Raw genomic sequence first — 23240 nt, 5'->3', positions numbered from 1 at the left:
GGAGTGCCAGTGGCACGCGTCGTAGTCGACGTCATGCTCAAGCCGGAGATCCTCGACCCCCAGGGCCAGGCGGTGCAGCGTGCGCTGCCGCGCCTCGGTTTCGACGGCATCTCCGACGTTCGCCAGGGAAAGCGATTCGAGCTCGAAGTGGACGGGCCGGTGGATGACGCCGCCCTCGCCCGTATCCACGAGCTCGCGGAAAGCTTCCTCGCCAACACCGTGATCGAGAACTTCACCGTCAAGGTCGAAGAAGCTGCGGAGCCCGTGGTGGGGGCCGAAAAGTGACCGCTCGTATTGGCGTCGTCACCTTTCCGGGTTCCCTCGACGACCGGGACACCCAGCGCGCGATCCGTCTGGCCGGCGCCGAGCCGGTTGCCCTCTGGCACAAGGACAAGGATCTGAAGCAGGTCGACGCGGTCGTCCTGCCGGGCGGATTCAGTTACGGCGATTACCTGCGCGCGGGTGCCATCTCGCGTTTCTCGCCGGTCATGGAGACGCTGATCGACCAGGCGAAGGCGGGCCTGCCCGTCCTCGGTATCTGCAACGGATTCCAGGTGCTCACCGAGGCCCACCTGCTCCCCGGCGCGATGCTCGGCAACGACCACCTGCACTTCATCTGCCGTGACCAGAAGCTGCGCGTGGAGAACACCGGCACCGCCTGGACGTCCGACTACGAGGCGGGCCAGGAGATCCACATCCCGCTGAAGAACATGGACGGGCGGTACGTCGCCGACGAGCGCACGCTCGACATGCTGGAGGCCGAGGGCCGGGTCGTCTTCCGCTACCTCGACGTCAACCCGAACGGCTCGCTGCGCGACATCGCCGGCATCACGAACGAGGCGGGCAACGTCGTCGGTCTGATGCCGCACCCGGAGCACGCCGTGGAGCCCCTCGTCGGGTCCGGCCGCACCGACGGTCTGCCCTTCTTCACCTCGATCCTCAAGAAGCTGGTCGCCGCCTCATGAGCCTCGACACCGTCGACAACGCCGCACAGACCCCCGACGTCGAGCTGCCCTGGGCCGAACTCGGCCTGAAGAAGGACGAGTACGAGCGGGTCGTGGAGATCCTCGGCCGCCGCCCGACCGGCGCCGAGCTCGCCATGTACTCGGTCATGTGGTCCGAGCACTGCTCCTACAAGTCGTCCAAGGTGCACCTGCGCCAGTTCGGCGAGAAGGCCCCGCAGTCGGACGCCATGCTCGTCGGCATCGGTGAGAACGCCGGTGTCGTGGACGTCGGCCAGGGTTATGCCGTCACCTTCAAGGTGGAGTCGCACAACCACCCCTCTTATGTAGAGCCCTATCAGGGTGCGGCTACAGGAGTGGGCGGCATCGTGCGCGACATCATCGCCATGGGCGCCCGCCCGGTGGCCGTGGTCGACCCGCTGCGGATGGGCGCGGCCGACCACCCCGACACCAAGCGCGTGCTGCCCGGCGTCGTCGCCGGCATCGGCGGCTACGGCAACTGCCTGGGCCTGCCGAACATCGGCGGCGAGGTCGTCTTCGACGCCTGCTACCAGGGCAACCCGCTGGTCAACGCCGGCGCCATCGGCGTCATGCGGCACGAGGACATCCACCTCGCGAAGGCGTCCGGCGCGGGCAACAAGGTCATCATGTACGGCGCCCGGACGGGCGGCGACGGCATCGGTGGCGCCTCGATCCTGGCCTCCGAGACCTTCGACGACGCCAAGCCGTCGAAGCGCCCCGCCGTCCAGGTCGGCGACCCCTTCCAGGAGAAGCTCCTCATCGAGTGCACCCTGGAAGCCTTCGCCGAGAAGCTCGTCGTCGGCATCCAGGACCTCGGCGCCGCCGGCATCTCCTGCGCCACCAGCGAGCTGGCGTCGAACGGCTCGGGCGGTATGCGCGTCGAGCTGGACGACGTACCGCTGCGCGACTCCACGCTCTCTCCTGAGGAGATCCTCATGAGCGAGTCGCAGGAGCGCATGTGCGCCGTCGTGGAGCCCGAGAAGGTCGCCCGCTTCCTGGAGATCTGCGAGAAGTGGGACGTCATCGCCACCGTCATCGGTGAGGTGACCGACGGCGACCGGCTGGAGATCTTCTGGCACGGCGAGAAGATCGTCGACGTCGACCCGCGCACGGTCGCGCACGACGGCCCGGTCTACGAGCGCCCCTACGCCCGCCCGGAGTGGCAGGACGCGCTGCAGGCCGACGACGCGGGCAAGCTGCCGCGGCCCGCTTCGGGCGACGAGCTGAAGGCGCAGGTCCTCCAGCTGGTCTCCTCGCCGAACCAGGCGTCGAAGAAGTGGATCACCCAGCAGTACGACCACTTCGTGCAGGGCAACACCGTCCTCGCGCAGCCCGAGGACTCGGGCATGATCCGCATCGACGAGGAGTCCGGCCTCGGCGTCGCCATCGCGACCGACGGCAACGGCCGGTACGCGAAGCTCGACCCGTACACGGGCGCGCAGCTCGCCCTCGCGGAGGCGTACCGGAACGTGGCGACGACCGGTGCCAAGCCGCTCGCCGTCTCCGACTGCCTGAACTTCGGCTCGCCCGAGGACCCGGCCGTCATGTGGCAGTTCGCGGAGGCCATCCGCGGTCTGGCCGACGGCTGTCTGCAGCTGGGCACCCCGGTGACCGGCGGCAACGTCTCGCTCTACAACCAGACGGGCGAGGCGGCGATCCACCCGACGCCGGTCGTCGCGGTCCTCGGCGTCATCGACGACGTGGCGCGGCGCACCCCGGTCGCCTTCCAGGAAGAGGGCCAGCTCCTCTACCTGCTGGGCGACACCCGCGAGGAGTTCGGCGGTTCGGCCTGGTCGCAGGTCGTCCACGACCACCTCGGCGGGCTGCCGCCGAAGGTCGACCTGGAGCGCGAGCGGCTGCTCGGCGAGATCCTGATCTCCGCGTCGCGCGACGGCATGATCGACGCCGCGCACGACCTCTCCGACGGCGGTCTGATCCAGGCCGTGGTCGAGTCGGCGCTGCTCGGGCAGAAGGGCGCGCGCCTGGTCGTCCCGGACGGTCTCGACGCGTTCACCTTCCTCTTCTCCGAGTCGGCGGGCCGTGCGGTCGTGGCCGTGCCGCGGAGCGAGGAGCTGCGGTTCAACGACATGTGCGGTGCGCGGGGTCTGCCCGTCACCCGCATCGGTGTCGTGGACGGTTCCGGCGAGGACGCCGCGGTCGACGTGCAGGGCGAGTTCGCACTGCCGCTGGCCGAGCTGCGCGAGGCGCACGAGAACACGATTCCGGCGCTGCTGGCCTGAGTCCGGCCGCGAAGCCCCCCGCCCGAGCAGGGCGGGGGGCTTCGTCGTGTCCGGGGCGGGCACCACTCGAACGAGGGGTTGTCGAGCTTTACGTAATTACGTAATCTCGATGCATGACGGATCTTGAGCGGCGGGTCGCCGAGCTGGAGCGGCGTCTCGACGCGCTGGAGTCGGGTGCCGCGGCGCCGACGGTCGCCGGAGGCACGTTCTGGGCCCTCGACGGACTGAAGGAGCAGCTGGCCGACGTCGCGAGCGGCGGTGTGCTGTTCACCGGCGCGGTGCGCCTGCCGGGAGACAAGGAGTACGAGTGGCAGTACGCGGCGGTCACCGATGAGTTGCTCGCGTCCGACTGGACGGACGTGGCCGACGCCTTCGCGGCGTTGGGGAACGGATTGCGGCTGAGGCTGCTGAGAGAGGTCCTCGGCGGGCGTGCGTCGGCCACGGAGCTGGCCGAGCTCGACGACGTGGGGACGAGCGGTCAGATCTACCACCACCTGCGGCAGTTGACCGCTGCAGGGTGGCTGCGGTCGGCGGGCCGGGGACGTTACGAGGTGCCCGCGGGCCGGGTCGTGCCGCTCCTTGTGGCGCTGACGGCGGCCCGCCCCGCCTGACCCGGGCGAGAGCAGAGCGACAGGACGACGACAGAGCGATGGGGGATCGATCGTGTTCGTGCGCAAGACGGCGATGGTGCTGTACCGAGTGTTTCAACTGGCCTTTCTGGTCATGGTCATCGGCGGCCTCTTCGACGGCTGGCCGTTTCCCACGTGGTGGGCGTTCATACCGGCCGGGCTGTCCGTGGTCATCGTGCTGGCCAGGAGCCGGGCCGGGCGGCGGGACCGCGCGCCACGCGAGCCGGTCGAGGTGGACCCACCGGTGCGCGGGCACTGGTCCGCGCTCAACAGCCCCGCGGACAAGGTGCCCAGCCACGGGACGCACGCGTACGGGCAGACGTACGCGATCGACATAGTGGCGGAGGGCGCCGAGCACCGGCCCCGCCCGAAGTTCGCCGCGGTGTGGCCCGTGGTGCGCCGGCCCCGGGCCTTCCCCGCCTTCGGCGAGCCGCTCCACGCCGTCGCCGACGCCGAGGTCGTCCACGCCACCGACTGGCGCCGCGACCATCTCAGCCGCAACTCCACGCCCGCACTGGCCTACTTGATGCTGCTGGAGGGTGCGATACGGGAGATGTTCGGGGCGGGCTGGATCGTCGGCAACCACATCGTCCTCGACCTGGGCGACGGCGTGTACGCGATGTACGCGCACCTGCAGCGCGGCTCTCTCTCCGTGCGCCCCGGCGACCGGGTGCGGGCGGGCCAGCGGCTAGCCCGCTGCGGGAACTCGGGGAACTCGACCGAGCCGCACGTCCACTTCCAGCTGATGGACGGCCCCGACCTCGACTCGGCGTCGGGCCTACCGTTCCGGTGGCGCGGGGTCGGGATACCCGCGGGCGGTGAGACGTTCACGGTCGATCGAGAGCAGGCCGATCCGGCGCCGGGCGGCCGGGCGCCGGCTCGGCGCTAGCCCGGGGGTGCCGTCGCGGGAGTCGCGTGGCCGGCAGCGTGCCGAGCAGCATCGCCGAGGAGCCCGGGGACGCCCTGCTCACCGCCGGGGGCTGTCGCCCTGGTCGAAAGGGGCCTGAGCGACGTCGCGGTGCGGGCGTAGGGTCACGGACATGGTCTCGCCCAAGACATCCAGGAAGCGCCCGCGTTCCTACGATTCCGAGAAGCTCCGGACTGCCGTCCTGGCCCAGTTCGCCGCCGTACGCGAGGCCGTCGAGGGCCTCACGCCCGAGCAGCTCGCCGCGCCGACCCGGCTCGGCGACTGGACGGTGCGGGAGCTCGCCGCGCACTTCACCATGGCCGTCGGCATGCTGCCGCGGGGCCTCGCCCAGCCCGCGCCGCCCCAGGCCGACCTGGCGCTCCTGGACTACCCGGCGCTGACCGCGCCCGCCGCCCCCGCCGTTGCCGTCGGCGTGCAGGAGCTGGCGCGGAGCGCACCGCTGAGCGAGCTGTACGCGCAGGTCGCCGCCGGGCTCGACACGTATCTGACCGCGGGGGTCGACGGCGAGCGGCCCGTCGCGCACCGGGTCGGGACGATGACCCTCACCGGCGTCCTCGTCACCCGCGCTGTCGAGCTCGCCGTGCACACCGACGACTTGAACGACGCGCTGCCCGGGCTCGGACTGCCCGTCGAGCGGCAGCTGCTGGCCGCGGCGACGCGCTTCCTCGCCGACGCGCTCGCCGTGAAGGCGCCGGGCGCCTCGACTGAGGTGCGGATCCCGCCGTTCGCCGTCGTCCAGTGCGTCGAGGGTCCCCGGCACACCCGCGGCACTCCGCCGAACGTGGTGGAGACCGACCCGCTCACCTGGATCCGCCTCGCCACGGGGCGTACGGAGTGGGCGGCCGCGATCGACGAAGCACGCGTCAGCGCAAGTGGTGAACGGGCCGACCTGTCGGCTCTGTTGCCGATCATGGCGTGAAGCTTTCGGCGGGACGGAACCGATCGAGGGGGCCGTCCCGTCCCATCGGCATGTTCACGCAACGCAGCACCCGCACCCTGTTCGCCGCCGCGCTGCCCCTGGTCGCCCTCACCACGGTCGCGGCCTGCGGGAACGAGAAGGCGCCCGGCACGGTGAAGGTCGCCGGTGCCCCCGTCGCCGGCGTCACCTGGACCGTGCAGAGCATGACGGTGGACGGGGCGACGACGAAGGCACCGAGCGGCGCGTACCTGCAGTTCGTCTCCGACGATCGAGTGCGCGGCAACTACGGCTGCCACACCTTCGACGCCGACGCCCGGGTCACCGACGACAGCGTCGACCTGGGACAGGCCGACGTGACCACCGAGGCCTGCCTCGACAAGAAGCAGAGCGCCTTCGACGACCGTCTCGCCCGCGCCCTGGCCGACAAGAACACCGTCAAGGCCCACGGCTCCGACCGCCTCACCCTCACCCGCGCCAACGGCGACACCGTCTCCCTCGCCAAGCAGCGCGACGCGAAGCTCGTCGGCACCCGGTGGACGGTCGACACCCTCTACAGCGGCGAGACGGCCCAGTCCCTGCCGAAGGCGGCCAAGGACCGGGCCCGGCTCGTCTTCGAGAAGGACGGCCAGGTCAGCGTGCGTCTCGGCTGCAACAGCGGCAGCGCCAAGGCCACCGTCAAGGACGGCCACATCAGCTTCGGCCCGCTGATCAGCACGAAGATGGGCTGCGTCGGCGAGGCGGCGAGCCTCGAGAAGGCGATGCGCGGCGTCCTGGAGGGCAAGGCGCGGTACGAGATCCGGGGCGACGGCCTCACCCTGACGGGGCCCGACGGGCAGGGCATCGGCCTGCGGGCCACCGCCAAGTGACGCGCCGCCGCGCGACGGCGGTCCGTCAGGACGGGTACGGGAGAAGCTCCTTGTCCTTCTTCTCCCACACCGCCTTCAGCTCGGCCAGCAGCTTCGGCTCGTCCGCGGCCCGGTCGGCCTGCTCACGCCGGTCGGCGGAGAGGTCGAACAGCTGGTCCGTGCCGCCCTTGCCGCGGTAGTACTTCCAGTCGCCGCGGCGCACGGCCCGCTCCCCGCGCACCCGCCAGAACAGGTCGCGCTCCTGGAGCCGTTCACCGCGCAGGAGGTATCCGGCGAGGCTGGTGCCGTCCAGTGGGAACGCCTTGTCGGGCCGCGCCCCGCCGATTTCGAGCAGCGTCGCCGTCCAGTCGGGCGTGAAGACGGGCTCGTGGCTGACCTGTCCGCCATCGAGCCGGGCCGGCCAGCGCACGATCGTCGGCACCCGGATGCCGCCCTCCTGGAGGGACGCCTTGTTCCCGGACAGCGGCCAGTTGTAGGAGAAGCGTTCGCCGCCGTTGTCCGAGGCGAAGAAGACGAGGGTGTCCTTCTCCTGCCCGGTCTCCTTGAGCGCCGTCAGCACCTGCCCGATGGAGCGGTCCAGGTCCTCGACCATCTCCGTGTACTTCTCCACGGACCCGCCGTCGGTGTGGAACAGGGCCCGCGCGTCCCCGGCCTTGATCTTCCGTACGACCTCGGCGCTCTCCGCCTCGTCCCCGTCGGCGATCCACGGCCAGTGCGGGGTGGTGAAGTTCAGGTTGAGCAGCCACGGCTTGCCGCCGTGGTCGCGCCGCACGTACTCGCCGGCCCGCTCGGTCAGGATCCGCGTGTAGTACCGCAGGTCCTTGTACTCGGCGTCGCCCTCCCGCACGTCGCCCTCGTACAGGTCGTACTCACCGCCGAGCCCGAGCTTCGAGTAGTACTCCAGGGCCCCGCCGAAGTTCCCGAAGAACTCGTCCCAGCCCGACTTGGTCGGCGAGTAGTCCGGCAGATAGCCGCAGTGCCACTTGCCGATCAGCGCGGTCGAGTAGCCCGCGCCGCGCAGCAGCGAGGCGAGCGTGGGGTGGTTCGGGTCGAGTCCGACGGACCGGTCGGCGATCGGCTCGGCGAGCCCGCCCTTCGTACGTCCCGGATAGCGGCCCGTGTAGAGGCTGAAGCGGGTCGGCGAGCAGGTCGCGGAGCCGCTGTACGCGTCGGTGAAGCGGACGCCCTGCCGGGCCAGCTTGTCCAGGTTCGGGGTCTTGATGTGCGGCGCCCCGTAGGAGGAGAGGTCGGCCCAGCCCAGGTCGTCGCCCAGGATGAAGAGGATGTTGGGCCGCTTGGTGTGCCGGCCGGCGGCGGCGCGGAACGGGCGTTCCTGGGATTCCCGGGGCTGGTGGGGCGCGGCTTCGGCGGGAGCGGCCGAAGCGCCGAGCGCGGCGGCGGTCGCCGAGGCGCTCACCACCCCGCCGAAGGCGCGCCGGGACAGCTTCGAGGGTTCTGAGGCGTGCGAGGACACGGAGAGCACTCCAGGGAGAGCGGGAGAGAAGCAGGTCACGCTCCTCCGGCGCGAAGGAGCGGGATGGCCGCCGCCGGGCACGAGGGGTCCGGCGGGAACAGAAGCGGCGACAGAAGGATCCGAGGCCCGCGGTGCGGAGGCCCCCGAGGCCGCGGATCAGCGGATCAAGCGATGCAGTGCGTCAGGCGCAGCGACAGATGGCGCTCGCGACACGGACCAGGTCGACGTGGCGGCGCTCCACAAGGGTGACCGTGCGGTCACAACGGGGCTGCATGATCCAGGACCATGCCGACGACGACGTGTGCCTGTCAACGGCCGGTCCGCACTGCGGACGTCCGCGGGAGCGCGGTGGCGCGAGTTCCGTCACACTCGGCGCGCGGCTCCCCCGGAGCGCGGCCGACGCGGCCGCCTCCGCCCCCGGCGCAGGCACCGGCAGGCCCGCCGCGGACTCCGGTCGGCACCCTGTTGGCGGTGCGTCGTCGCAGGTCAGCGCGGTGCGGCGGGGTGGCATCCGGCCGGCCGTGCGCCCTGGTCCCGGCGTACTCACGACCCGTCCGCCCGGCCGGCGGCGCCCCGGAAGCTACGCGCGTCCGGCCGCCCCGGGCGCGTACGGACGGAGCCTGTCAACGTCAGAAGCCCGTATCCCCAATTCGGACCAGTGGTCGATCTCGCCTACACTCGGTGCCGTGCCACGTGGTGACGGTCGACTCAATCACGATCTGCTCCCCGGCGAGAAAGGCCCCCAGGACGCGTGTGGCGTCTTCGGTGTCTGGGCTCCGGGCGAAGAGGTCGCAAAGCTCACGTACTTCGGGCTCTACGCCCTCCAGCATCGGGGTCAGGAATCCGCGGGAATCGCGGTCAGCAACGGCTCCCAGATCCTCGTCTTCAAGGACATGGGACTTGTCTCCCAGGTCTTCGACGAAACCTCCCTAGGGTCCCTGCAAGGTCATATCGCGGTCGGTCACGCCCGCTACTCGACCACCGGGGCCTCCGTATGGGAGAACGCCCAGCCGACGTTCCGCGCCACCGCGCACGGCTCGATCGCGCTCGGTCACAACGGCAACCTGGTCAACACGGCGCAGCTCGCCGAGATGGTCGCCGATCTCCCCAAGGAGAACGGGCGGGCCACCCAGGTCGCCGCCACGAACGACACCGACCTCGTCACCGCGCTCCTCGCGGGCCAGGTCGACGACGACGGCAAGCCGCTGACCATCGAAGAGGCGTCCGCCAAGGTCCTGCCGCAGGTCCAGGGCGCCTTCTCCCTCGTCTTCATGGACGAGGGCACGCTGTACGCGGCCCGTGACCCGCAGGGCATCCGCCCGCTGGTCCTGGGACGCCTGGAGCGTGGCTGGGTCGTCGCCTCCGAGTCCGCCGCCCTCGACATCTGCGGCGCCGCTTACGTGCGTGAGATCGAGCCGGGCGAGTTCGTCGCCATCGACGAGAACGGCCTGCGAACGTCCCGCTTCGCCGAAGCAAAGCCCAAGGGTTGTGTCTTCGAGTACGTCTATCTGGCCCGTCCCGACACGGACATCGCGGGCCGGAACGTGTACCTCTCCCGTGTGGAGATGGGCCGCAAGCTCGCCAAGGAAGCGCCGGTCGAGGCCGACCTCGTCATAGCGACTCCGGAATCGGGCACTCCCGCCGCGATCGGCTACGCCGAGGCCAGCGGAATCCCCTTCGGTGCCGGTCTCGTGAAGAACGCCTATGTGGGCCGTACCTTCATCCAGCCCTCGCAGACGATCCGCCAGCTCGGCATCCGTCTGAAGCTGAACCCCCTCAAGGAAGTCATCAAGGGCAAGAGGCTCGTGGTCGTCGACGACTCGATCGTCCGCGGCAACACGCAGCGCGCCCTGGTCCGCATGCTCCGCGAGGCGGGCGCGGCGGAGGTCCACATCCGGATCTCCTCCCCGCCTGTGAAGTGGCCGTGCTTCTTCGGCATCGACTTCGCGACGCGCGCGGAGCTGATCGCCAACGGCATGACGGTCGAGGAGATCGGCACCTCGCTGGGCGCCGACTCGCTCTCGTACATCTCCATCGACGGCATGATCGAGGCGACCACCATCGCCAAGCCGAACCTCTGCCGCGCCTGCTTCGACGGCGAGTACCCGATGGATCTTCCCGACCCCGAGCTGCTCGGCAAGCAGCTCCTGGAGACGGAACTGGCCGCAGGTCCGGCGTCCACGGCCGCGAGCGACGCGATCCGTCGTCCGTAGGTCCGCAGACCCCCGTAGTAACGACACGAAAGCTCTCAATTCACCATGACTGAGACCACCGGTGCCAGCTACGCCTCCGCGGGCGTGGACATCGAAGCGGGCGACCGCGCCGTAGAACTCATGAAGGAATGGGTCAAGAAGACGCGGCGGCCCGAGGTCCTCGGCGGCCTCGGCGGCTTCGCCGGCCTCTTCGACGCCTCCGCCCTCAAGAAGTACGAGCGGCCCCTGCTGGCCTCCGCCACCGACGGCGTCGGCACGAAGGTCGACATCGCCCGCCAGCTGGGCGTGTACGACACGATCGGCCACGACCTCGTCGCGATGGTCATGGACGACATCGTCGTCTGCGGTGCCGAGCCCCTCTTCATGACCGACTACATCTGCGTCGGCAAGGTCCACCCCGAGCGCGTCGCCGCCATCGTGAAGGGCATCGCCGAGGGCTGTGTCCTCGCCGGCTGCGCCCTCGTCGGCGGCGAGACGGCGGAGCACCCGGGCCTGCTCGGCCCGGACGACTTCGACGTCGCCGGCGCCGGTACGGGCGTCGTGGAGTACGACAACCTGCTGGGCCCGGACCGTATCCGTACGGGGGACGCGGTGATCGCCATGGCGTCCTCCGGTCTTCACTCGAACGGGTACTCGCTGGTCCGGCACGTCCTCTTCGACCGGGCGGGCATGACGCTCGACCAGCAGGTCGACGAGCTCGGCCGGACGCTGGGCGAGGAGCTCCTGGAGCCGACGAAGATCTACTCCCTGGACTGCCTCTCGCTCACCAGCACGACCCAGGTCCACGCCTACAGCCACATCACCGGCGGCGGCCTCGCGGCGAACCTGGCCCGGGTCATCCCGGACGGCCTGCACGCCACCGTGGACCGCTCCACCTGGGCCCCGGGCGCGATCTTCGACCTCGTCGGCAAGGCCGGCTCTGTCGAGCGCCTGGAGCTGGAGAAGACGCTGAACATGGGCGTCGGCATGATGGCGATCGTCCCGCAGGAGTCGGTGGACGTCGCCCTCGCGACCCTCGCCGACCGCGGCGTGGACTCCTGGGTGGCCGGCGAGATCACCGACCGCGGCGACCGCACCACGGGCGCCGAGCTCACCGGGGACTACGCGCAGTAGGCCCCCGCGGGCGCTGTGCGGACAGCACAAAACCCGGTCCGGCGTGTGACCACCCCGGACCGGGTGAGTGCAGCAGTAAGCAGAAATCAGGCAGTAGAGATCAGCTACGTGCTGGAAGTGCTACGAGGTCAAGCGCCGCGGCGCTGAGACGACGGGCCGGACTCGTCGGAGTCCTCGTCCTCGTCCTCGTCGTACAGATCCGCATAGCGGGCGTACGGGTCGTCTTCCTCGTCGTCGTCCTCGAAAGGCTCACCGTTCGGCGGCTGATTCGATACTGGATTCGACGTCGATGCGCCCAGCTCATTGGCCAGACGCGACAGGTCAGTCCCGCCGCTGCTGTACTTCAGCTGGCGGGCGACCTTCGTCTGCTTGGCCTTTGCCCGGCCGCGCCCCATGGCTCGACCCCCTCGGATACGGGGCTCGGTGGCCCCAGAGTCTTGACACGCGTTCATGATCTGGAACGGACTCCCCATGAGGAGACCGGTCCGTAGGGCTTCCACGGTACCTGAGCCCACGCCCATACGGTACGTCGCCCGCAGGACGCGCCTGTGCACAGGACCAGCAAGGAGCCCTGTCCTCGCTGGTCAGCTGCGATTTTAACCTCTTCTTGGCGGACGACCCGCCGATCGGCGTGACTCTCGTTACGTAGGCCCCGCGATCAGTGCCGCGAACGCGCCTCCGCCATCCTCTGCTCGGCGATCCGGTCGGCCGCGGCGGCTGGCGGAATCCCGTCAGTCTTTGCGCGAGCGAAGATCGAAAGCGTGGTGTCGAAGATCTTCGAGGCCTTCGCTTTGCACCGGTCGAAGTCGAAACCGTGGAGTTCGTCGGCCACCTGGATGACCCCGCCCGCGTTCACGACGTAGTCCGGGGCGTAGAGGATCCCGCGGTCGGCGAGGTCCTTCTCGACGCCCGGGTGCGCGAGCTGGTTGTTGGCCGCGCCGCACACCACCTTCGCGGTGAGCACCGGGACGGTCTCGTCGTTCAGGGCGCCGCCCAGCGCGCACGGGGCGTAGATGTCGAGGTCCGGCACCCGGATCAGCTCGTCCGTGTCGGCGACGACCGCGACCTCGGGGTGCCGGTCGGTGATGCCGCGCACGGACTCCGCGCGCACATCCGTGACCACGACCCGGGCACCGTCCGCCAGCAGGTGCTCGACCAGGTGGTGGCCGACCTTCCCGACGCCCGCGATGCCGACCGTGCGGCCGCGCAGCGTCGGGTCGCCCCACAGGTGCTGGGCGCTGGCCCGCATGCCCTGGAAGACGCCGAAGGCGGTGAGCACGGAGGAGTCGCCCGCGCCGCCGTTCTCGGGGGAGCGGCCCGTGGTCCAGCGGCACTCGCGCGCGACCACGTCCATGTCGGCGACGTAGGTGCCGACGTCGCAGGCCGTCACGTACCGGCCGCCCAGCGAGGCGACGAACCGGCCGTAGGCGAGCAGCAGTTGCTCGCTCTTGACGACGTGCGGGTCGCCGATGATCACGGCCTTGCCGCCGCCGTGGTCGAGGCCGGCCATGGCGTTCTTGTACGACATGCCGCGCGCGAGGTTCAGCGCGTCGGCGACGGCCTCGGCCTCGGAGACGTAGGGGTAGAAACGGGTGCCGCCGAGGGCCGGGCCCAGGGCGGTGTTGTGGAGGGCGATGACGGCCTTGAGGCCGCTCGCGCGGTCCTGGCAGAGCACGACCTGCTCGTGTCCGCCCTGGTCCGAGTGGAAGAGGGTGTGCAGGACGTCCGGTGCGGCAGGGGTGCCGGAGGTGGTGACAGCGTCGCCGGTCACATCGGTCACTGTGGTGACTCCCAAGTACGTAGCGGCGGTGGGCGGAATCCCGTGCGGGTGGCGGGCCTTCCGTCGTTCGTGGGCAAGAGAGTAGAGCGTGTACAGGCCCGCCACGGCCGCAGTGCCGAGGATCACTCTCTCGCGTCGAGGGGTGGCGCAAGTACGGTCGAATCCCGCCGCGTCGCGCGGCATCCCGCCGTGGGACGATTTGCAGTGTTTTCCAGCCGGTGGGCGGGGGAGGGAGCAGCCGTGCCCAAGGTGTCGTCGGTGACCGTCCCGTACGCGTCGTATCTGCGTGTGTACGAACCCCTCGCGGCCTTTCCGGAGCCGGAGCGGGGCCACTGGGAGCGCTACGCGAAGCGCGAGCGCCACCCCTCCTACCAGGACGAACTGCGTCGCTCCCTGGCCGACTTGCTGCCCACCCCGCCCGTTCCGGTGCCGGTGCACGAGAGCGACGACGCGTTCGTGATCGAGATCGAGGGCGTGCTGTGCGTGTGCCCGTGGCGCACCCGGCTGCGCGGCTGGCAGGCGCTGGACGAGCTGCCGGGGCAGCTGCCGGCCCCGGTCCTGGACGCGGTGCTCCCGGCGGTGGTGCGCCGGCAGGCGTCCGACGACTACGAGCGCTGGCTGGAGCGCAATCCGGACGCGCGGCCCTGGATCCGTACGTCGACGTGGCAGGTGCCGCTCAACTGGTTCGTGCTCGTGTCCGACGAGGAGCGCGAGTACGAGCCGGAGACGGCCGGGGACGGCAGCGGCCCGCTGCTGCGCTACCGCACCCCGATGGTGCAGGCCCGGCGACGGGTCGCGCGCGGTCTGAAGGCGCTGAAGGACGCGATCGACGAGGGGCCCCTGATCGAGGGCCTGGTAGATGTGGGGCGCTGGCTCGAGGAGTTCCACCCCCGCTCGTACGTCGAACTCGACTACGGCGGTCTCGTGCACACCCTGCCGCCGGACCTCCTGGACGAGGACCACTCGGCGGCGGATGTCGCCGAGGGCATCGAGGCGCTGCGCTCCGGTGACGGGGCCGGCGCGGGCGAGGCGTACGCGCGGCTCGTGGCACGCTGGCGAGCGGTGCGGGACCGGCAGAACGCCAACTGACGGCACTCACCGGCTTCTTCGGGACCTACGTCCCGATCCGGGCTTTTGTGTCAAGCGTGACGGACTGCACTAACTTCGCCCTTGCGTCCATCGCCCCTCCTCGTGCCAAAATAGGACAAGGAGTCCGGGGAGGGCTCCATCCGTCCAACTAAGTCCAACCATGGACGGATTACTCAGCATTGCACTGTCGCTGGGGGGTCTGACGACTCCTGATCGCTCTGTGACTGATCGTCACTGTGGCGTGACTGTCCGCTATGGCATGGTCCATCGGCTTCCGTCGCTGATGAACACCTGGGAGGGCAATTCCATCGGTTTGGCCGACGAGGCTGGACGGATGGTGTAGTTGTAGTGCCGAGGACAAGCCGTTCGTCCTATAACCGACTCGACCCGTGTCCGCCATTTCGGGCAACGCGGGTCAAGGTGCAGAATTTAAAGGAAAGAACCGAGAAGGTTCGGTTCTCCCGAGGAGGCCGCTCATGACCGCTCGCACCCCTGATGCCGAGCCGCTGCTGACCCCCGCCGAGGTCGCCACGATGTTCCGCGTGGACCCGAAGACGGTCACGCGCTGGGCGAAGGCTGGCAAGCTCACGTCGATCCGCACGCTCGGCGGGCACCGGCGTTACCGCGAGGCCGAGGTCCGCGCACTGCTTGCGGGTATCCCGCAGCAGCGCAGCGAGGCCTGAGGCACCGCATAACGCAGCAATACCGGGTGTTCCGGGTCCCCCAACCCGTATCGCACCCACCCCTTAGCTCCACACGACGCGGGTCCTGCCCCAACGGGACCCACACCTACTGAAGCGTCATCTCAACTGCATCACGGGTACGTCGTCGATCGCGCTGGACTCCGCCGGGTCCAGCGCGATCTTTTTTGTGAGCCGGAAGCGGCAGGAAGCGGTGGTCGACGGGGGTCTGTGCGCGCCCTTGTCGGACCTTGGTCGGTCTCTGGCCGGCGCCTCGCGGGCGCCTGTGAGGGTGGTGCAATTGCACATATTAAATTGAGCAGTTGTAGGGAGGGTGTAAGAAACGGTGTTTCCAAAACTATTTCGGTGACACCCGTCACACAGCGCGGAGCTTGTTGCTGGTGACACCCGTGCGCTAGAGGGGATCCGCGCGTCTGGGCGTCCTCGACCAGACTCCGACTGTCTCCAGGCTCCCATCGGTCGAGGGCCCTGTGGGTCGGCTTTCGTCACCCGTTCGGGGGACTTTCGTCCTCGCCGCCCTCCCAGGCGCTCTCGTGGTCCTCCTGGGCCTCTGTGGCGGGGTCCATGGCGAGCCGCAGGAGTCGGTGGCAGATCGGGCAGTGACGGGTCACGTGGCGGTATCCGGAGGCGGCGGAGAGATGGGCGCGCAGGAGAGCGCGGGTCTCGCGTCGTCGTATCGGTGTCGCCATGCGCTCGCCTCCCACCAGGGCCCTGGTTCTGGCGTACCGAGGGGACGTCCAGGAGTCAAGGGCGGCTGCCGGGGCACACGAAGAAGCCCGCACCGGAACGGTGCGGGCTTCTCATCTACTGCGGTCCTGACGGGATTTGAACCCGCGGCCTCCACCTTGACAGGGTGGCGAGCACTCCAAACTGCTCCACAGGACCAGGTTTCGCGGCGCTTGTTTCTTCGTTGCGCTGCGAGACAGGACTGTACAGCAGTGCAGGCCCGCCGGTCGAACTCACTTAACGTGCCTGCTCCGTCACGGCGCCGCGGCGTCGATCGCCTTCACGATCCGCTTGTCCGAGACGGGGTACGCGGTGCCCAGCGCGTGCGCGAAATAGCTGACCCGCAGCTCCTCGATCATCCAGCGGATGTCCAGGACCTCCTGCGGCACGGGCCGTCCCTGCGGCAGCTGCTCCAGCAGCCAGGCGTACTCGTCCTGCATCTCGTGGACCTTCTCCATGCGGGTGGTGTCCCGCTGGACGTTGGTCGGCATCTGCTGGAGCCGGCGGTCGGCCGCGACCAGGTAGCGCATCAGGTCGCCGAGGCGGCGCAGGCCGGTGGCGGTCACGAAGCCGGGCTTCACCAGGGCGTTCAACTGGGTGCGCACGTCCTGCAGGTTGGCGAGCAGCACCGGGCTGTTCGTGGACTTCAGACGGCGCTCACAGGCCTGCCAGGCCGCGAGGACCTGCTGTACCTGGCCGACGGTGTGCACCGTCGCGTCGACGATCTCGGCGCGCACCTTGTCGTAGAGCTTGCGGTACGACTCCTCGTCCCAGGCGGGGCCGCCGAAGTCCGCGACGAGCTTGTCCGCGGCCGCCATCGCGCAGTCGTCGAAGAGGGCCTGGACGGAGCCGTGCGGGTTCGCCGACAGGGCGAGCTTCTGGGCGTTGCTCAGCTTGTCCGAGGCGAACTTGCCGGGGTTGACCGGGATGTTGCGCAGGATGAGCCGGCGCGTGCCCTTCCACATGGCCTGCGCCTGCTCGGCCTCGGTGTCGAAGAGGCGTACGGACACGGTGTCGCCGTCGTCGACGAGCGCCGGGTACGCCTTGACCGGCTGGCCCGCGCGCCGGGTCTCGAAGACGCGGGACAGGGTGCCGATCGTCCAGTCGGTCAGGCCCTTGCGCTCCACGGACTCGCCGCCGGAGCGCTCGGCCGTCGCCGCGGCCGCCTTGGAGATCGCCTGGCGGGCCTTGGGCTTCAGCCTGAGCTTCAGCGCCTCCAGGTCCTTGTCCTCGGCGAGATTGCGGCGCCGCTCGTCGACGATCCGGAAAGTGATCTTCAGGTGGTCCGGGACGCGCGTGAGATCGAAGTCGTCCGCGCTCACCGGGACACCGACCATCCGCTGGAGCTCGCGCGCCAGCGTGGTGGGCAGCGGCTCCTGCAGGGGCACGGCCCGCTCCAGGAAGGCCTTCGCGAAGTTCGGAGCGGGCACGTAGTTCCGGCGGATCGGCTTCGGCAGCGACCGGATCAGCTCGATGACGACGTCCTCGCGCAGGCCCGGGATCTGCCAGTCGAAGCCCTCGTCAGTGACCTGGTTGAGCACCTGGAGCGGGATGTGGACGGTCACGCCGTCCGCGTCCGCGCCCGGCTCGAACTGGTACGTCACCCGGAACTTCAGGTTCCGCTGGTGCCAGGCGTCCGGGTAGTCGGCCTTGGTGACCGCCTCCGCGGACTCGCGGATCAGCATCGAGCGCTCGAAGTCGAGGAGCTCGGGCTCCTCCTTGTGCTTGCGCTTCCACCAGGAGTCGAAATGGGCGCCCGAGACGACGTGCTCGGGGACCCGCTGGTCGTAGAAGTCGTAGAGGGTGTCGTCGTCCACGACGATGTCGCGGCGCCGGGCCCGGTGCTCCAGCTCCTCGACCTCGGTCAGGAGCCTGCGGTTGTCGGCGAAGAACTTGTGGTGGGTGCGCCAGTCGCCCTCCACCAGCGCGTTCCGGATGAACAGCTCGCGGCTGACCTCGGGGTCGATCCGGCCGTAGTTGATCTTCCGCTGGGCGACGAGCGGGACGCCGTACAGCGTGACCTTCTCGTACGCCATCACGGCCGCCTGGTCCTTCTCCCAGTGCGGCTCGCTGTACGTGCGCTTGAGCAGGTGCTCGGCGAGCGGCTCGACCCACTCGGGCTCGATCTTCGCGTTCACCCGCGCCCACAGGCGCGACGTCTCCACCAGCTCCGCCGACATCACGAAGCGCGGCGGCTTCTTGAAGAGGGCCGAGCCGGGGAAGATCGCGAACTTGGCGTTGCGCGCGCCGATGTACTCGTTGCGACCGCGATCGCGGCCGGCCTGCTTGGGGTCCTTCTGCGTGGACTCCTTGGACTCCTTCACGTCCTTCATGCCGATGTGCGAGAGCAGACCGGACAGCAGGGACACGTGGATGGAGTCGCCGGGGGCGTCGTCCTCGTTCAGATGGATGCCCATCTGCTTGGCGACCGTGCGCAGCTGTGTGTAGATGTCCTGCCATTCGCGGATGCGCAGGAAGTTCAGGAACTCGCGCTTGCACATCCGGCGGAACGCGGAGGAGCCCAGCTCCTTCTGCTGTTCACGGACGTAGCGCCACAGGTTGAGGAAGGCCAGGAAGTCGCTGGTCTCGTCCTTGAAGCGGGCGTGCTGCTGGTCGGCCTGCGCCTGCTTGTCGGAGGGACGCTCGCGCGGGTCCTGGATGGAGAGCGCGGCGGCGATCACCATGACCTCGCGCACACAGCCGTTCTTGTCGGCCTCCAGGACCATGCGGGCCAGGCGCGGGTCGACCGGCAGCTGGGCGAGCTTGCGGCCCTGCTGCGTGAGGCGCTTGCGTACGTCCTTCTCGCTGGGGTCCAACGCGCCCAGTTCCTGGAGGAGTTGGACGCCGTCGCGGATGTTGCGGTGGTCCGGCGGGTCGATGAAGGGGAACTTCTCGATGTCGCCGAGGCCGGCCGCGGTCATCTGGAGGATGACGGAGGCGAGGTTCGTCCGGAGGATCTCCGCGTCCGTGAACTCGGGCCGCGCGAGGAAGTCGTCCTCGCTGTAGAGGCGGATGCAGATGCCGTCCGAGGTACGGCCGCAGCGGCCCTTGCGCTGGTTGGCGCTGGCCTGGCTGATCGCCTCGATGGGCAGCCGCTGCACCTTCGTGCGGTGGCTGTAGCGGGAGATGCGGGCGGTGCCCGGGTCGATGACGTACTTGATGCCCGGGACGGTCAGCGACGTCTCCGCCACGTTCGTCGCGAGGACGATCCGTCTGCCCGTGTGCTGCTGGAAGACGCGGTGCTGCTCGGCGTGCGAGAGCCGCGCGTACAAGGGGAGTACTTCCGTGAACCGGTACTTCTTCTTCTCCAGGGCGTCCGCGGTGTCGCGGATCTCGCGCTCTCCGGAGAGGAAGACCAGGATGTCGCCCTGGCCCTCGCGCTGGAGCTCCTCGACGGCGTCCGTGATCGCGGTGATCTGGTCGCGGTCGGAGTCGTCCGACTCCTCCTCCAGGAGAGGCCGGTAGCGCACCTCCACCGGGTACGTCCGGCCGCTGACCTCGACGATCGGGGCGTCGCCGAAGTGCCGCGCGAACCGCTCCGGGTCGATCGTCGCGGAGGTGATGACGACCTTGAGGTCCGGGCGCCGGGGCAGCAGCTGGGCCAGGTAGCCCAGCAGGAAGTCGATGTTGAGGGACCGCTCGTGGGCCTCGTCGATGATGATCGTGTCGTAAGCGCGCAGCTCGCGGTCCGTCTGGATCTCGGCGAGCAGGATGCCGTCCGTCATCAGCTTGACGAACGTGCCGTCCTGGTCGACCTGGTCGGTGAAGCGCACCTTCCAGCCGACCGCCTCGCCGAGCGGCGTGTGCAGCTCGTCGGCGACGCGCTCGGCGACCGTGCGGGCCGCGATCCGGCGGGGCTGCGTGTGGCCGATCATGCCGCGCACGCCCCGGCCGAGGTCGAGACAGATCTTCGGGATCTGCGTCGTCTTGCCGGAGCCGGTCTCGCCCGCCACGATCACGACCTGGTGGTCGCGGATCGCGTCGGCGATCTCGTCCTTCTTCTGGCTGACGGGGAGCTGCTCGGGATACGTGACGTCGAGCGCGGCGCGGCGCTCACGCCGGGTGGCCGAACGGACCTCGGCCTTCTCGGCCTCCGCGTCGATCTCGGCGACCACGGCGGCACGGGCCTCCGGCTTGCGGATCTTCCGCGCCCCTTCGAGCCTGCGGCCCAGGCGGTGCGCGTCACGGAGGGACAGCTCGGACAGGCGCCGCGCTACGGCGGCGATCCGGTCGGCGGCGGGGGCAGGCTGCGTAGACATACGTCCTCCAGGATCTCACCTCGGGGAAATTCGTGGCGAACGGTTTTGCCACGGCGGCCGGACAGGTGGCCCTTCTCGGGATGTATGCGGCTTATGCGTGTTTTAGCGTGCAGGTATGTCGCCCTTGCCCGATGAGGAACAGCCACGTCCGCACCCGCCGCACGGCGAGCACGGGCGGCCGCCGACGCGGGCCGACCGCTGGAGCAACTTCAAGAAGTCGCCGTTCCTGCCGGCGACCGTGCTCCTGTTCATCCTGGCCGCCGCGGCGGCGCTGTTCGCGGCCTCGTACACGTACTCCATGGCGAACCCGACGCCGCACCACATCCCGACGGGCGTCACCGGAGAGTACGAGCAGGCGCGCGGCAAGGAGTTCCTCGGCGCGATGGAGAAGGCGCTCGACGCGCAACTGGACCTGAAGCCGTACGACTCGCGGGAGGCGGCCCGGCAGGCCATCGACCGGCAGCGGATCTACGCCGTCCTCGATGTGCGCGACGGCGGTGCGCGGGTCGACCTGGACGTGTCCGGCGCCTCCGGCGTCACGGTCGCCCAGGTCTTCACGGAGGCGGCGCCCCCGGTCAGCAAGGCGACGGGCGTACCCGTGACGGTGAAGGACCTGCACCCGCTGCAGAGCGGTGACCCGCGCGGCCTGACGATCTTCTACATCACGCTCGCGGCGGTCATCATCGGCTTCGTCGGCGCGATCCAGCTGAGCGTGCACGCGCGGGGTCTGAACCCGGCCGAGCGGATCGCGTTCACGGTCGCCTACGCGCTGCTCGGCGGCTTCGCGGTGGCGGCGGTCGCGGACTGGGGGCTCGGGGCGGTCGATCTGCCCTTCGTCCAGTCCTGGCTGATCCTCGCGCTGACGATGTTCACGTGCGGCATGGTCTTCACGATGTTCAACACGTTCTTCCACCGCTGGGCGATGATCCCGACCTGGGGCCTGCTGGTGCTGCTCGGCAACCCGGCCTCGGGCGGTGCCGTGGCGCCGCCGCTGCTGCCGACGGTGATCGGCCGCATCGGCCAGTGGCTGCCGCCGGGCGCCTCGTACAACGCGCAGCACACGGCGGTGTACTTCCAGGGCAACCAGCACCTGTTCCCGTTCCTGGTGCTGGCCGGCTGGGCGCTGGTGTCGAGCGGGCTGTTCTGGTTCTGGCGGCACCGGCATCCGGGCGGGCGCGGGACACAGCCGCTGCACGCGGCCGCAGTCTGAGGGGCCGCAGCTTGAGGGATGGGGTCTGAGGGGCCGCGGTTCGAGGGGCGGGGTCCGGAAACGCCACAGGCCCCGTCCGGAGACGGGGCCTGCTGTCTGTGGCTGGGGCCGGGATCGAACCGGCGACCTATCGCTTTTCAGGCGATCGCTCGTACCAACTGAGCTACCCAGCCACGAAGTTCACGAGGAACTTCAGCGGTCCTGACGGGATTTGAACCCGCGGCCTCCACCTTGACAGGGTGGCGAGCACTCCAAACTGCTCCACAGGACCAAGCTTTGCGTGCAACAGTGTCGCACACGGACTTGCGTGCCCCCAACGGGATTCGAACCCGTGCTACCGCCTTGAAAGGGCGGCGTCCTAGGCCGCTAGACGATGAGGGCTATCGGCCCGCCTGGGCGCTTCGCAGCGCGTCGGGGACGTGAGAAGCATATGGGATGCGGGGACCTATCGCCAAAACGGTTTACGGGGCACCGCTCGGGGTGCGCGGCGACGGGGTCGCACCTGGTTGGTTCTCCTTCGGCAGATGGCGGCTGACCTCGGCCTTCGTCAGGCCCAGACCCCCGAGCCTGATCTCGTCCCAGGCCTGCAGACGCTTGGTCGTGCTGTCCAGATAGAGCACGGAGGCCTCGACGGGATCGGGGTACTTGTCGTCGACCGCGCGCAGGCCGCTGCCGCCGGTCGAGCCCTCGATGCGCAGCCGGGTGCCGAGGGGGAGCAGCTCCGTCTGCTGCCGGTGGATGTGCCCGGCCAGGACCAGCGGCACCGCGCCGTCCGTCTCGCGGGCCGCGGCCGGCTCATGGGCGAGGGCGATGTCGACCGGGGTGCCGGCCGCCTTCTGGTCGCGCAGCGCCGAGGCGAGCCGAATGCCCGCCATCCTCTCGGCCGGGTCGCCCTGGGCCTCGGTGGAGCGGTCCGGGGTGTACTGCGGGTCGCCGGTGCCGGCGAAGCGCAGGCCCGCGACCGTGACGGCCTTCCCGTCGTCGAGGACGTGGACGTTCCTGAACCGCTTCCGGTCGGAGAGGTACCGCTGTGTCGCCGTCTTCGAGTCGTGGTTGCCGCGGATCCAGACGTAGGGGGCGCCGAGGTCCTTGATCGGGTCCAGGAAGGCGTTCTCGGCGGCCGAGCCGTGGTCCATCGTGTCGCCGGTGTCGACGATCACCGAGATCCGGTACTGGTCCACGAGCGACGCGATGATCTTCCAGGCGGCCGGGTTGAGGTGGATGTCGGAGACGTGCAGGACGCGGATGGTGGAGGGGTCGGGGCGGTACGTGGGAAGCGTGGACGTCACGTCGTAGAGCTTGGTGACGTTGGTGACCAGGCGGGCCAACTCCTCCTGGTAGACATCGAATTCGGTGACGATCGAGCGGGCGTTGCCGACCACGGAGGGGGCCGAGGAGAGCAGCCCGGAGAACTTGGGCTCCAGGACCGACTTCGGGTTCCAGGTCGCGTACGCGGTGCCGCCCGACGCCGCGAGGAGCGCGAGGGCCAGTCCGCCGGCCGCCAGCGCGCGGCGCGGGCGCCGGTAGACCGCGAGGCCGAGCGCCGTCGCGCCGGAGACCACGGCCACGCAGGAGCGGACGGCCAGGTCGAGCGTGCCGTGCTCGACGTCGCGGGCCACCTCGTCCTGGAGCCCCGAGATGCGTTCCGGGTGGTCGACGAGGGCCCGGGAGCGGACGGGGTCCAGGCGGTCCACGTCGACGTCGAGGCGGATGGGCGCGGTGTGGGACTTCAGCTCCAGGGCGCCGAGCGGGGACACATTGATCTTCGTGCCGCCGGAGAGGGACGGGCGCAGGGTCATCCGGGTGTCCATCGGGCCCACCGGGGCGCGGATGCTGCCGACGACGAGGAGCCCGAGCCAGGCGCCCAGCAGGACGACCGCGACCAGGCCGACCGCTCGCCTGTAGGGGTGGGGTTGGTGGACCGGTTCCAGGACCTGGACCGGGGGCCGGGGTTTTTCCCTGGTTCTGAAGCGGCGCAGGAGAGCCGACGGGGCGGTGCGCGCGCCCCGTGTACGGCGCAGGGCTCGGCGTATGGCGGCAGCGGGGGAGCGGGCCATTGCTCCCGTATGCCCAAGTGGACGGGTGGATATGCGGGGTCGTACCGGACAAT

19 protein-coding genes and 4 tRNA genes are annotated in these 23240 nt (G+C 69.9%); 12 read left to right on the top strand and 11 right to left on the bottom strand.

Translation table 11 applies throughout. The features are described from left to right. Positions 1–9: 9 nt before the first annotated feature. From purS to ACVHNB_RS39765, 7 genes are all read left to right on the top strand, one after another. A complete protein-coding gene (purS, locus tag ACVHNB_RS39795; RefSeq protein ID WP_428953709.1) occupies positions 10–285 on the top strand; it encodes a phosphoribosylformylglycinamidine synthase subunit PurS in 276 nt (91 codons plus the stop codon). Continuing rightward, positions 282–965 carry a phosphoribosylformylglycinamidine synthase subunit PurQ gene (gene purQ, locus ACVHNB_RS39790; protein ID WP_428953710.1) on the top strand — a complete coding sequence of 228 codons (684 nt, stop codon included), beginning with the start codon at positions 282–284 and terminating at the stop codon, positions 963–965. Before purS ends, purQ begins: the two co-directional genes overlap by 4 nt. Beyond that, complete coding sequence (gene purL / locus ACVHNB_RS39785) at positions 962–3223, top strand: phosphoribosylformylglycinamidine synthase subunit PurL (protein WP_456227032.1); 2262 nt, start codon at positions 962–964, stop codon at positions 3221–3223. Before purQ ends, purL begins: the two co-directional genes overlap by 4 nt. Before the next feature lie 113 nt (positions 3224–3336). Continuing rightward, entirely contained in the window at positions 3337–3834 is a 498-nt protein-coding gene (locus tag ACVHNB_RS39780) for an ArsR family transcriptional regulator (protein ID WP_428953712.1), read from the top strand. 52 nt (positions 3835–3886) lie between these two features. Beyond that, positions 3887–4741, top strand: coding sequence for a M23 family metallopeptidase (locus tag ACVHNB_RS39775; protein WP_428953713.1), 855 nt, complete (start codon positions 3887–3889; stop codon positions 4739–4741). Positions 4742–4892: 151 nt separating this feature from the next. After that, a complete protein-coding gene (locus ACVHNB_RS39770; RefSeq protein WP_456227031.1) occupies positions 4893–5699 on the top strand; it encodes a sterol carrier family protein in 807 nt (268 codons plus the stop codon). Between the two features lie 50 nt (positions 5700–5749). After that, positions 5750–6565: an META domain-containing protein gene (locus tag ACVHNB_RS39765; RefSeq protein ID WP_456227030.1), complete on the top strand. Its 816-nt coding sequence runs from the start codon at positions 5750–5752 to the stop codon at positions 6563–6565. A 25-nt stretch (positions 6566–6590) separates the two neighbouring features. On the opposite strand, the gene ACVHNB_RS39760 is transcribed toward ACVHNB_RS39765, so the two are convergent. Further along, positions 6591–8039 (bottom strand): sulfatase family protein, encoded by a 1449-nt coding sequence (locus ACVHNB_RS39760; protein WP_456227029.1) that lies wholly within the window; start codon positions 8037–8039, stop codon positions 6591–6593. Positions 8040–8220: 181 nt separating this feature from the next. Beyond that, on the bottom strand, positions 8221–8313 hold the full coding sequence (locus ACVHNB_RS39755) for a putative leader peptide (protein ID WP_456227028.1): 93 nt from the start codon (positions 8311–8313) through the stop codon (positions 8221–8223). A gap of 412 nt (positions 8314–8725) precedes the next feature. Here ACVHNB_RS39755 and purF point away from each other — a divergent pair, with 412 nt between their 5' ends. Both purF and purM read left to right on the top strand, forming a co-directional pair. Continuing rightward, entirely contained in the window at positions 8726–10252 is a 1527-nt protein-coding gene (gene purF, locus ACVHNB_RS39750; protein ID WP_428953718.1) for an amidophosphoribosyltransferase, read from the top strand. Positions 10253–10297: 45 nt separating this feature from the next. Next, on the top strand, positions 10298–11365 hold the full coding sequence (purM, locus tag ACVHNB_RS39745) for a phosphoribosylformylglycinamidine cyclo-ligase (protein ID WP_428953719.1): 1068 nt from the start codon (positions 10298–10300) through the stop codon (positions 11363–11365). 128 nt (positions 11366–11493) lie between these two features. On the opposite strand, the gene ACVHNB_RS39740 is transcribed toward purM, so the two are convergent. Both ACVHNB_RS39740 and ACVHNB_RS39735 read right to left on the bottom strand, forming a co-directional pair. Then, entirely contained in the window at positions 11494–11760 is a 267-nt protein-coding gene (locus tag ACVHNB_RS39740; protein WP_428953720.1) for a DUF3073 domain-containing protein, read from the bottom strand. A 263-nt stretch (positions 11761–12023) separates the two neighbouring features. Further along, positions 12024–13145 carry a Leu/Phe/Val dehydrogenase gene (locus tag ACVHNB_RS39735; protein ID WP_428953721.1) on the bottom strand — a complete coding sequence of 374 codons (1122 nt, stop codon included), beginning with the start codon at positions 13143–13145 and terminating at the stop codon, positions 12024–12026. A gap of 240 nt (positions 13146–13385) precedes the next feature. Between ACVHNB_RS39735 and ACVHNB_RS39730 the strand changes: the two genes are divergently transcribed. Further along, positions 13386–14234, top strand: a complete 849-nt coding sequence (locus ACVHNB_RS39730) for a hypothetical protein (protein ID WP_456227027.1) — start codon at positions 13386–13388, stop codon at positions 14232–14234. Between the two features lie 476 nt (positions 14235–14710). Further along, a complete protein-coding gene (gene bldC / locus ACVHNB_RS39725; protein WP_003949541.1) occupies positions 14711–14917 on the top strand; it encodes a developmental transcriptional regulator BldC in 207 nt (68 codons plus the stop codon). A gap of 503 nt (positions 14918–15420) precedes the next feature. On the opposite strand, the gene ACVHNB_RS39720 is transcribed toward bldC, so the two are convergent. The 3 genes from ACVHNB_RS39720 to hrpA all read right to left on the bottom strand — a co-directional run bounded on the left by ACVHNB_RS39720 (position 15421) and on the right by hrpA (position 19920). Next, complete coding sequence (locus ACVHNB_RS39720; RefSeq protein ID WP_456227026.1) at positions 15421–15624, bottom strand: DUF6274 family protein; 204 nt, start codon at positions 15622–15624, stop codon at positions 15421–15423. Between the two features lie 121 nt (positions 15625–15745). Then, a tRNA-Asp gene (locus ACVHNB_RS39715) sits at positions 15746–15820 on the bottom strand. Between the two features lie 95 nt (positions 15821–15915). Continuing rightward, positions 15916–19920 carry an ATP-dependent RNA helicase HrpA gene (hrpA, locus tag ACVHNB_RS39710; protein WP_456227025.1) on the bottom strand — a complete coding sequence of 1335 codons (4005 nt, stop codon included), beginning with the start codon at positions 19918–19920 and terminating at the stop codon, positions 15916–15918. A 115-nt stretch (positions 19921–20035) separates the two neighbouring features. Here hrpA and ACVHNB_RS39705 point away from each other — a divergent pair, with 115 nt between their 5' ends. Continuing rightward, positions 20036–21130 (top strand): ABC transporter permease, encoded by a 1095-nt coding sequence (locus tag ACVHNB_RS39705; RefSeq protein WP_428953725.1) that lies wholly within the window; start codon positions 20036–20038, stop codon positions 21128–21130. A gap of 99 nt (positions 21131–21229) precedes the next feature. Here ACVHNB_RS39705 and ACVHNB_RS39700 read toward each other — a convergent pair. The 4 genes from ACVHNB_RS39700 to ACVHNB_RS39685 form a co-directional block, all read right to left on the bottom strand. Then, positions 21230–21303, bottom strand: a tRNA-Phe gene (locus ACVHNB_RS39700). A gap of 23 nt (positions 21304–21326) precedes the next feature. Next, a tRNA-Asp gene (locus ACVHNB_RS39695) sits at positions 21327–21401 on the bottom strand. A 37-nt stretch (positions 21402–21438) separates the two neighbouring features. Then, a tRNA-Glu gene (locus ACVHNB_RS39690) sits at positions 21439–21511 on the bottom strand. 80 nt (positions 21512–21591) lie between these two features. Beyond that, complete coding sequence (locus tag ACVHNB_RS39685) at positions 21592–23187, bottom strand: metallophosphoesterase family protein (protein ID WP_428953730.1); 1596 nt, start codon at positions 23185–23187, stop codon at positions 21592–21594. Positions 23188–23240: the final 53 nt, after the last annotated feature.

It is taken from the genome of Streptomyces sp. YJ-C3, from assembly GCF_053891275.1.
This window is presented reverse-complemented; position numbering and strand designations above follow the sequence as displayed.

Coding starts and splice junctions, on each gene's coding strand:
- purL (WP_456227032.1), top strand. CDS start 962: ATGAGCCTCGACACCGTCGACAACGCCGCACAGACCCCCGACGTCGAG.
- bldC (WP_003949541.1), top strand. CDS start 14,711: ATGACCGCTCGCACCCCTGATGCCGAGCCGCTGCTGACCCCCGCCGAG.
- ACVHNB_RS39740 (WP_428953720.1), bottom strand. CDS start 11,760: ATGGGGCGCGGCCGGGCAAAGGCCAAGCAGACGAAGGTCGCCCGCCAG.
- ACVHNB_RS39780 (WP_428953712.1), top strand. CDS start 3,337: ATGACGGATCTTGAGCGGCGGGTCGCCGAGCTGGAGCGGCGTCTCGAC.
- ACVHNB_RS39720 (WP_456227026.1), bottom strand. CDS start 15,624: ATGGCGACACCGATACGACGACGCGAGACCCGCGCTCTCCTGCGCGCC.
- ACVHNB_RS39765 (WP_456227030.1), top strand. CDS start 5,750: ATGTTCACGCAACGCAGCACCCGCACCCTGTTCGCCGCCGCGCTGCCC.
- ACVHNB_RS39705 (WP_428953725.1), top strand. CDS start 20,036: ATGTCGCCCTTGCCCGATGAGGAACAGCCACGTCCGCACCCGCCGCAC.
- ACVHNB_RS39770 (WP_456227031.1), top strand. CDS start 4,893: ATGGTCTCGCCCAAGACATCCAGGAAGCGCCCGCGTTCCTACGATTCC.
- hrpA (WP_456227025.1), bottom strand. CDS start 19,920: ATGTCTACGCAGCCTGCCCCCGCCGCCGACCGGATCGCCGCCGTAGCG.
- ACVHNB_RS39755 (WP_456227028.1), bottom strand. CDS start 8,313: ATGCAGCCCCGTTGTGACCGCACGGTCACCCTTGTGGAGCGCCGCCAC.
- purM (WP_428953719.1), top strand. CDS start 10,298: ATGACTGAGACCACCGGTGCCAGCTACGCCTCCGCGGGCGTGGACATC.
- ACVHNB_RS39685 (WP_428953730.1), bottom strand. CDS start 23,187: ATGGCCCGCTCCCCCGCTGCCGCCATACGCCGAGCCCTGCGCCGTACA.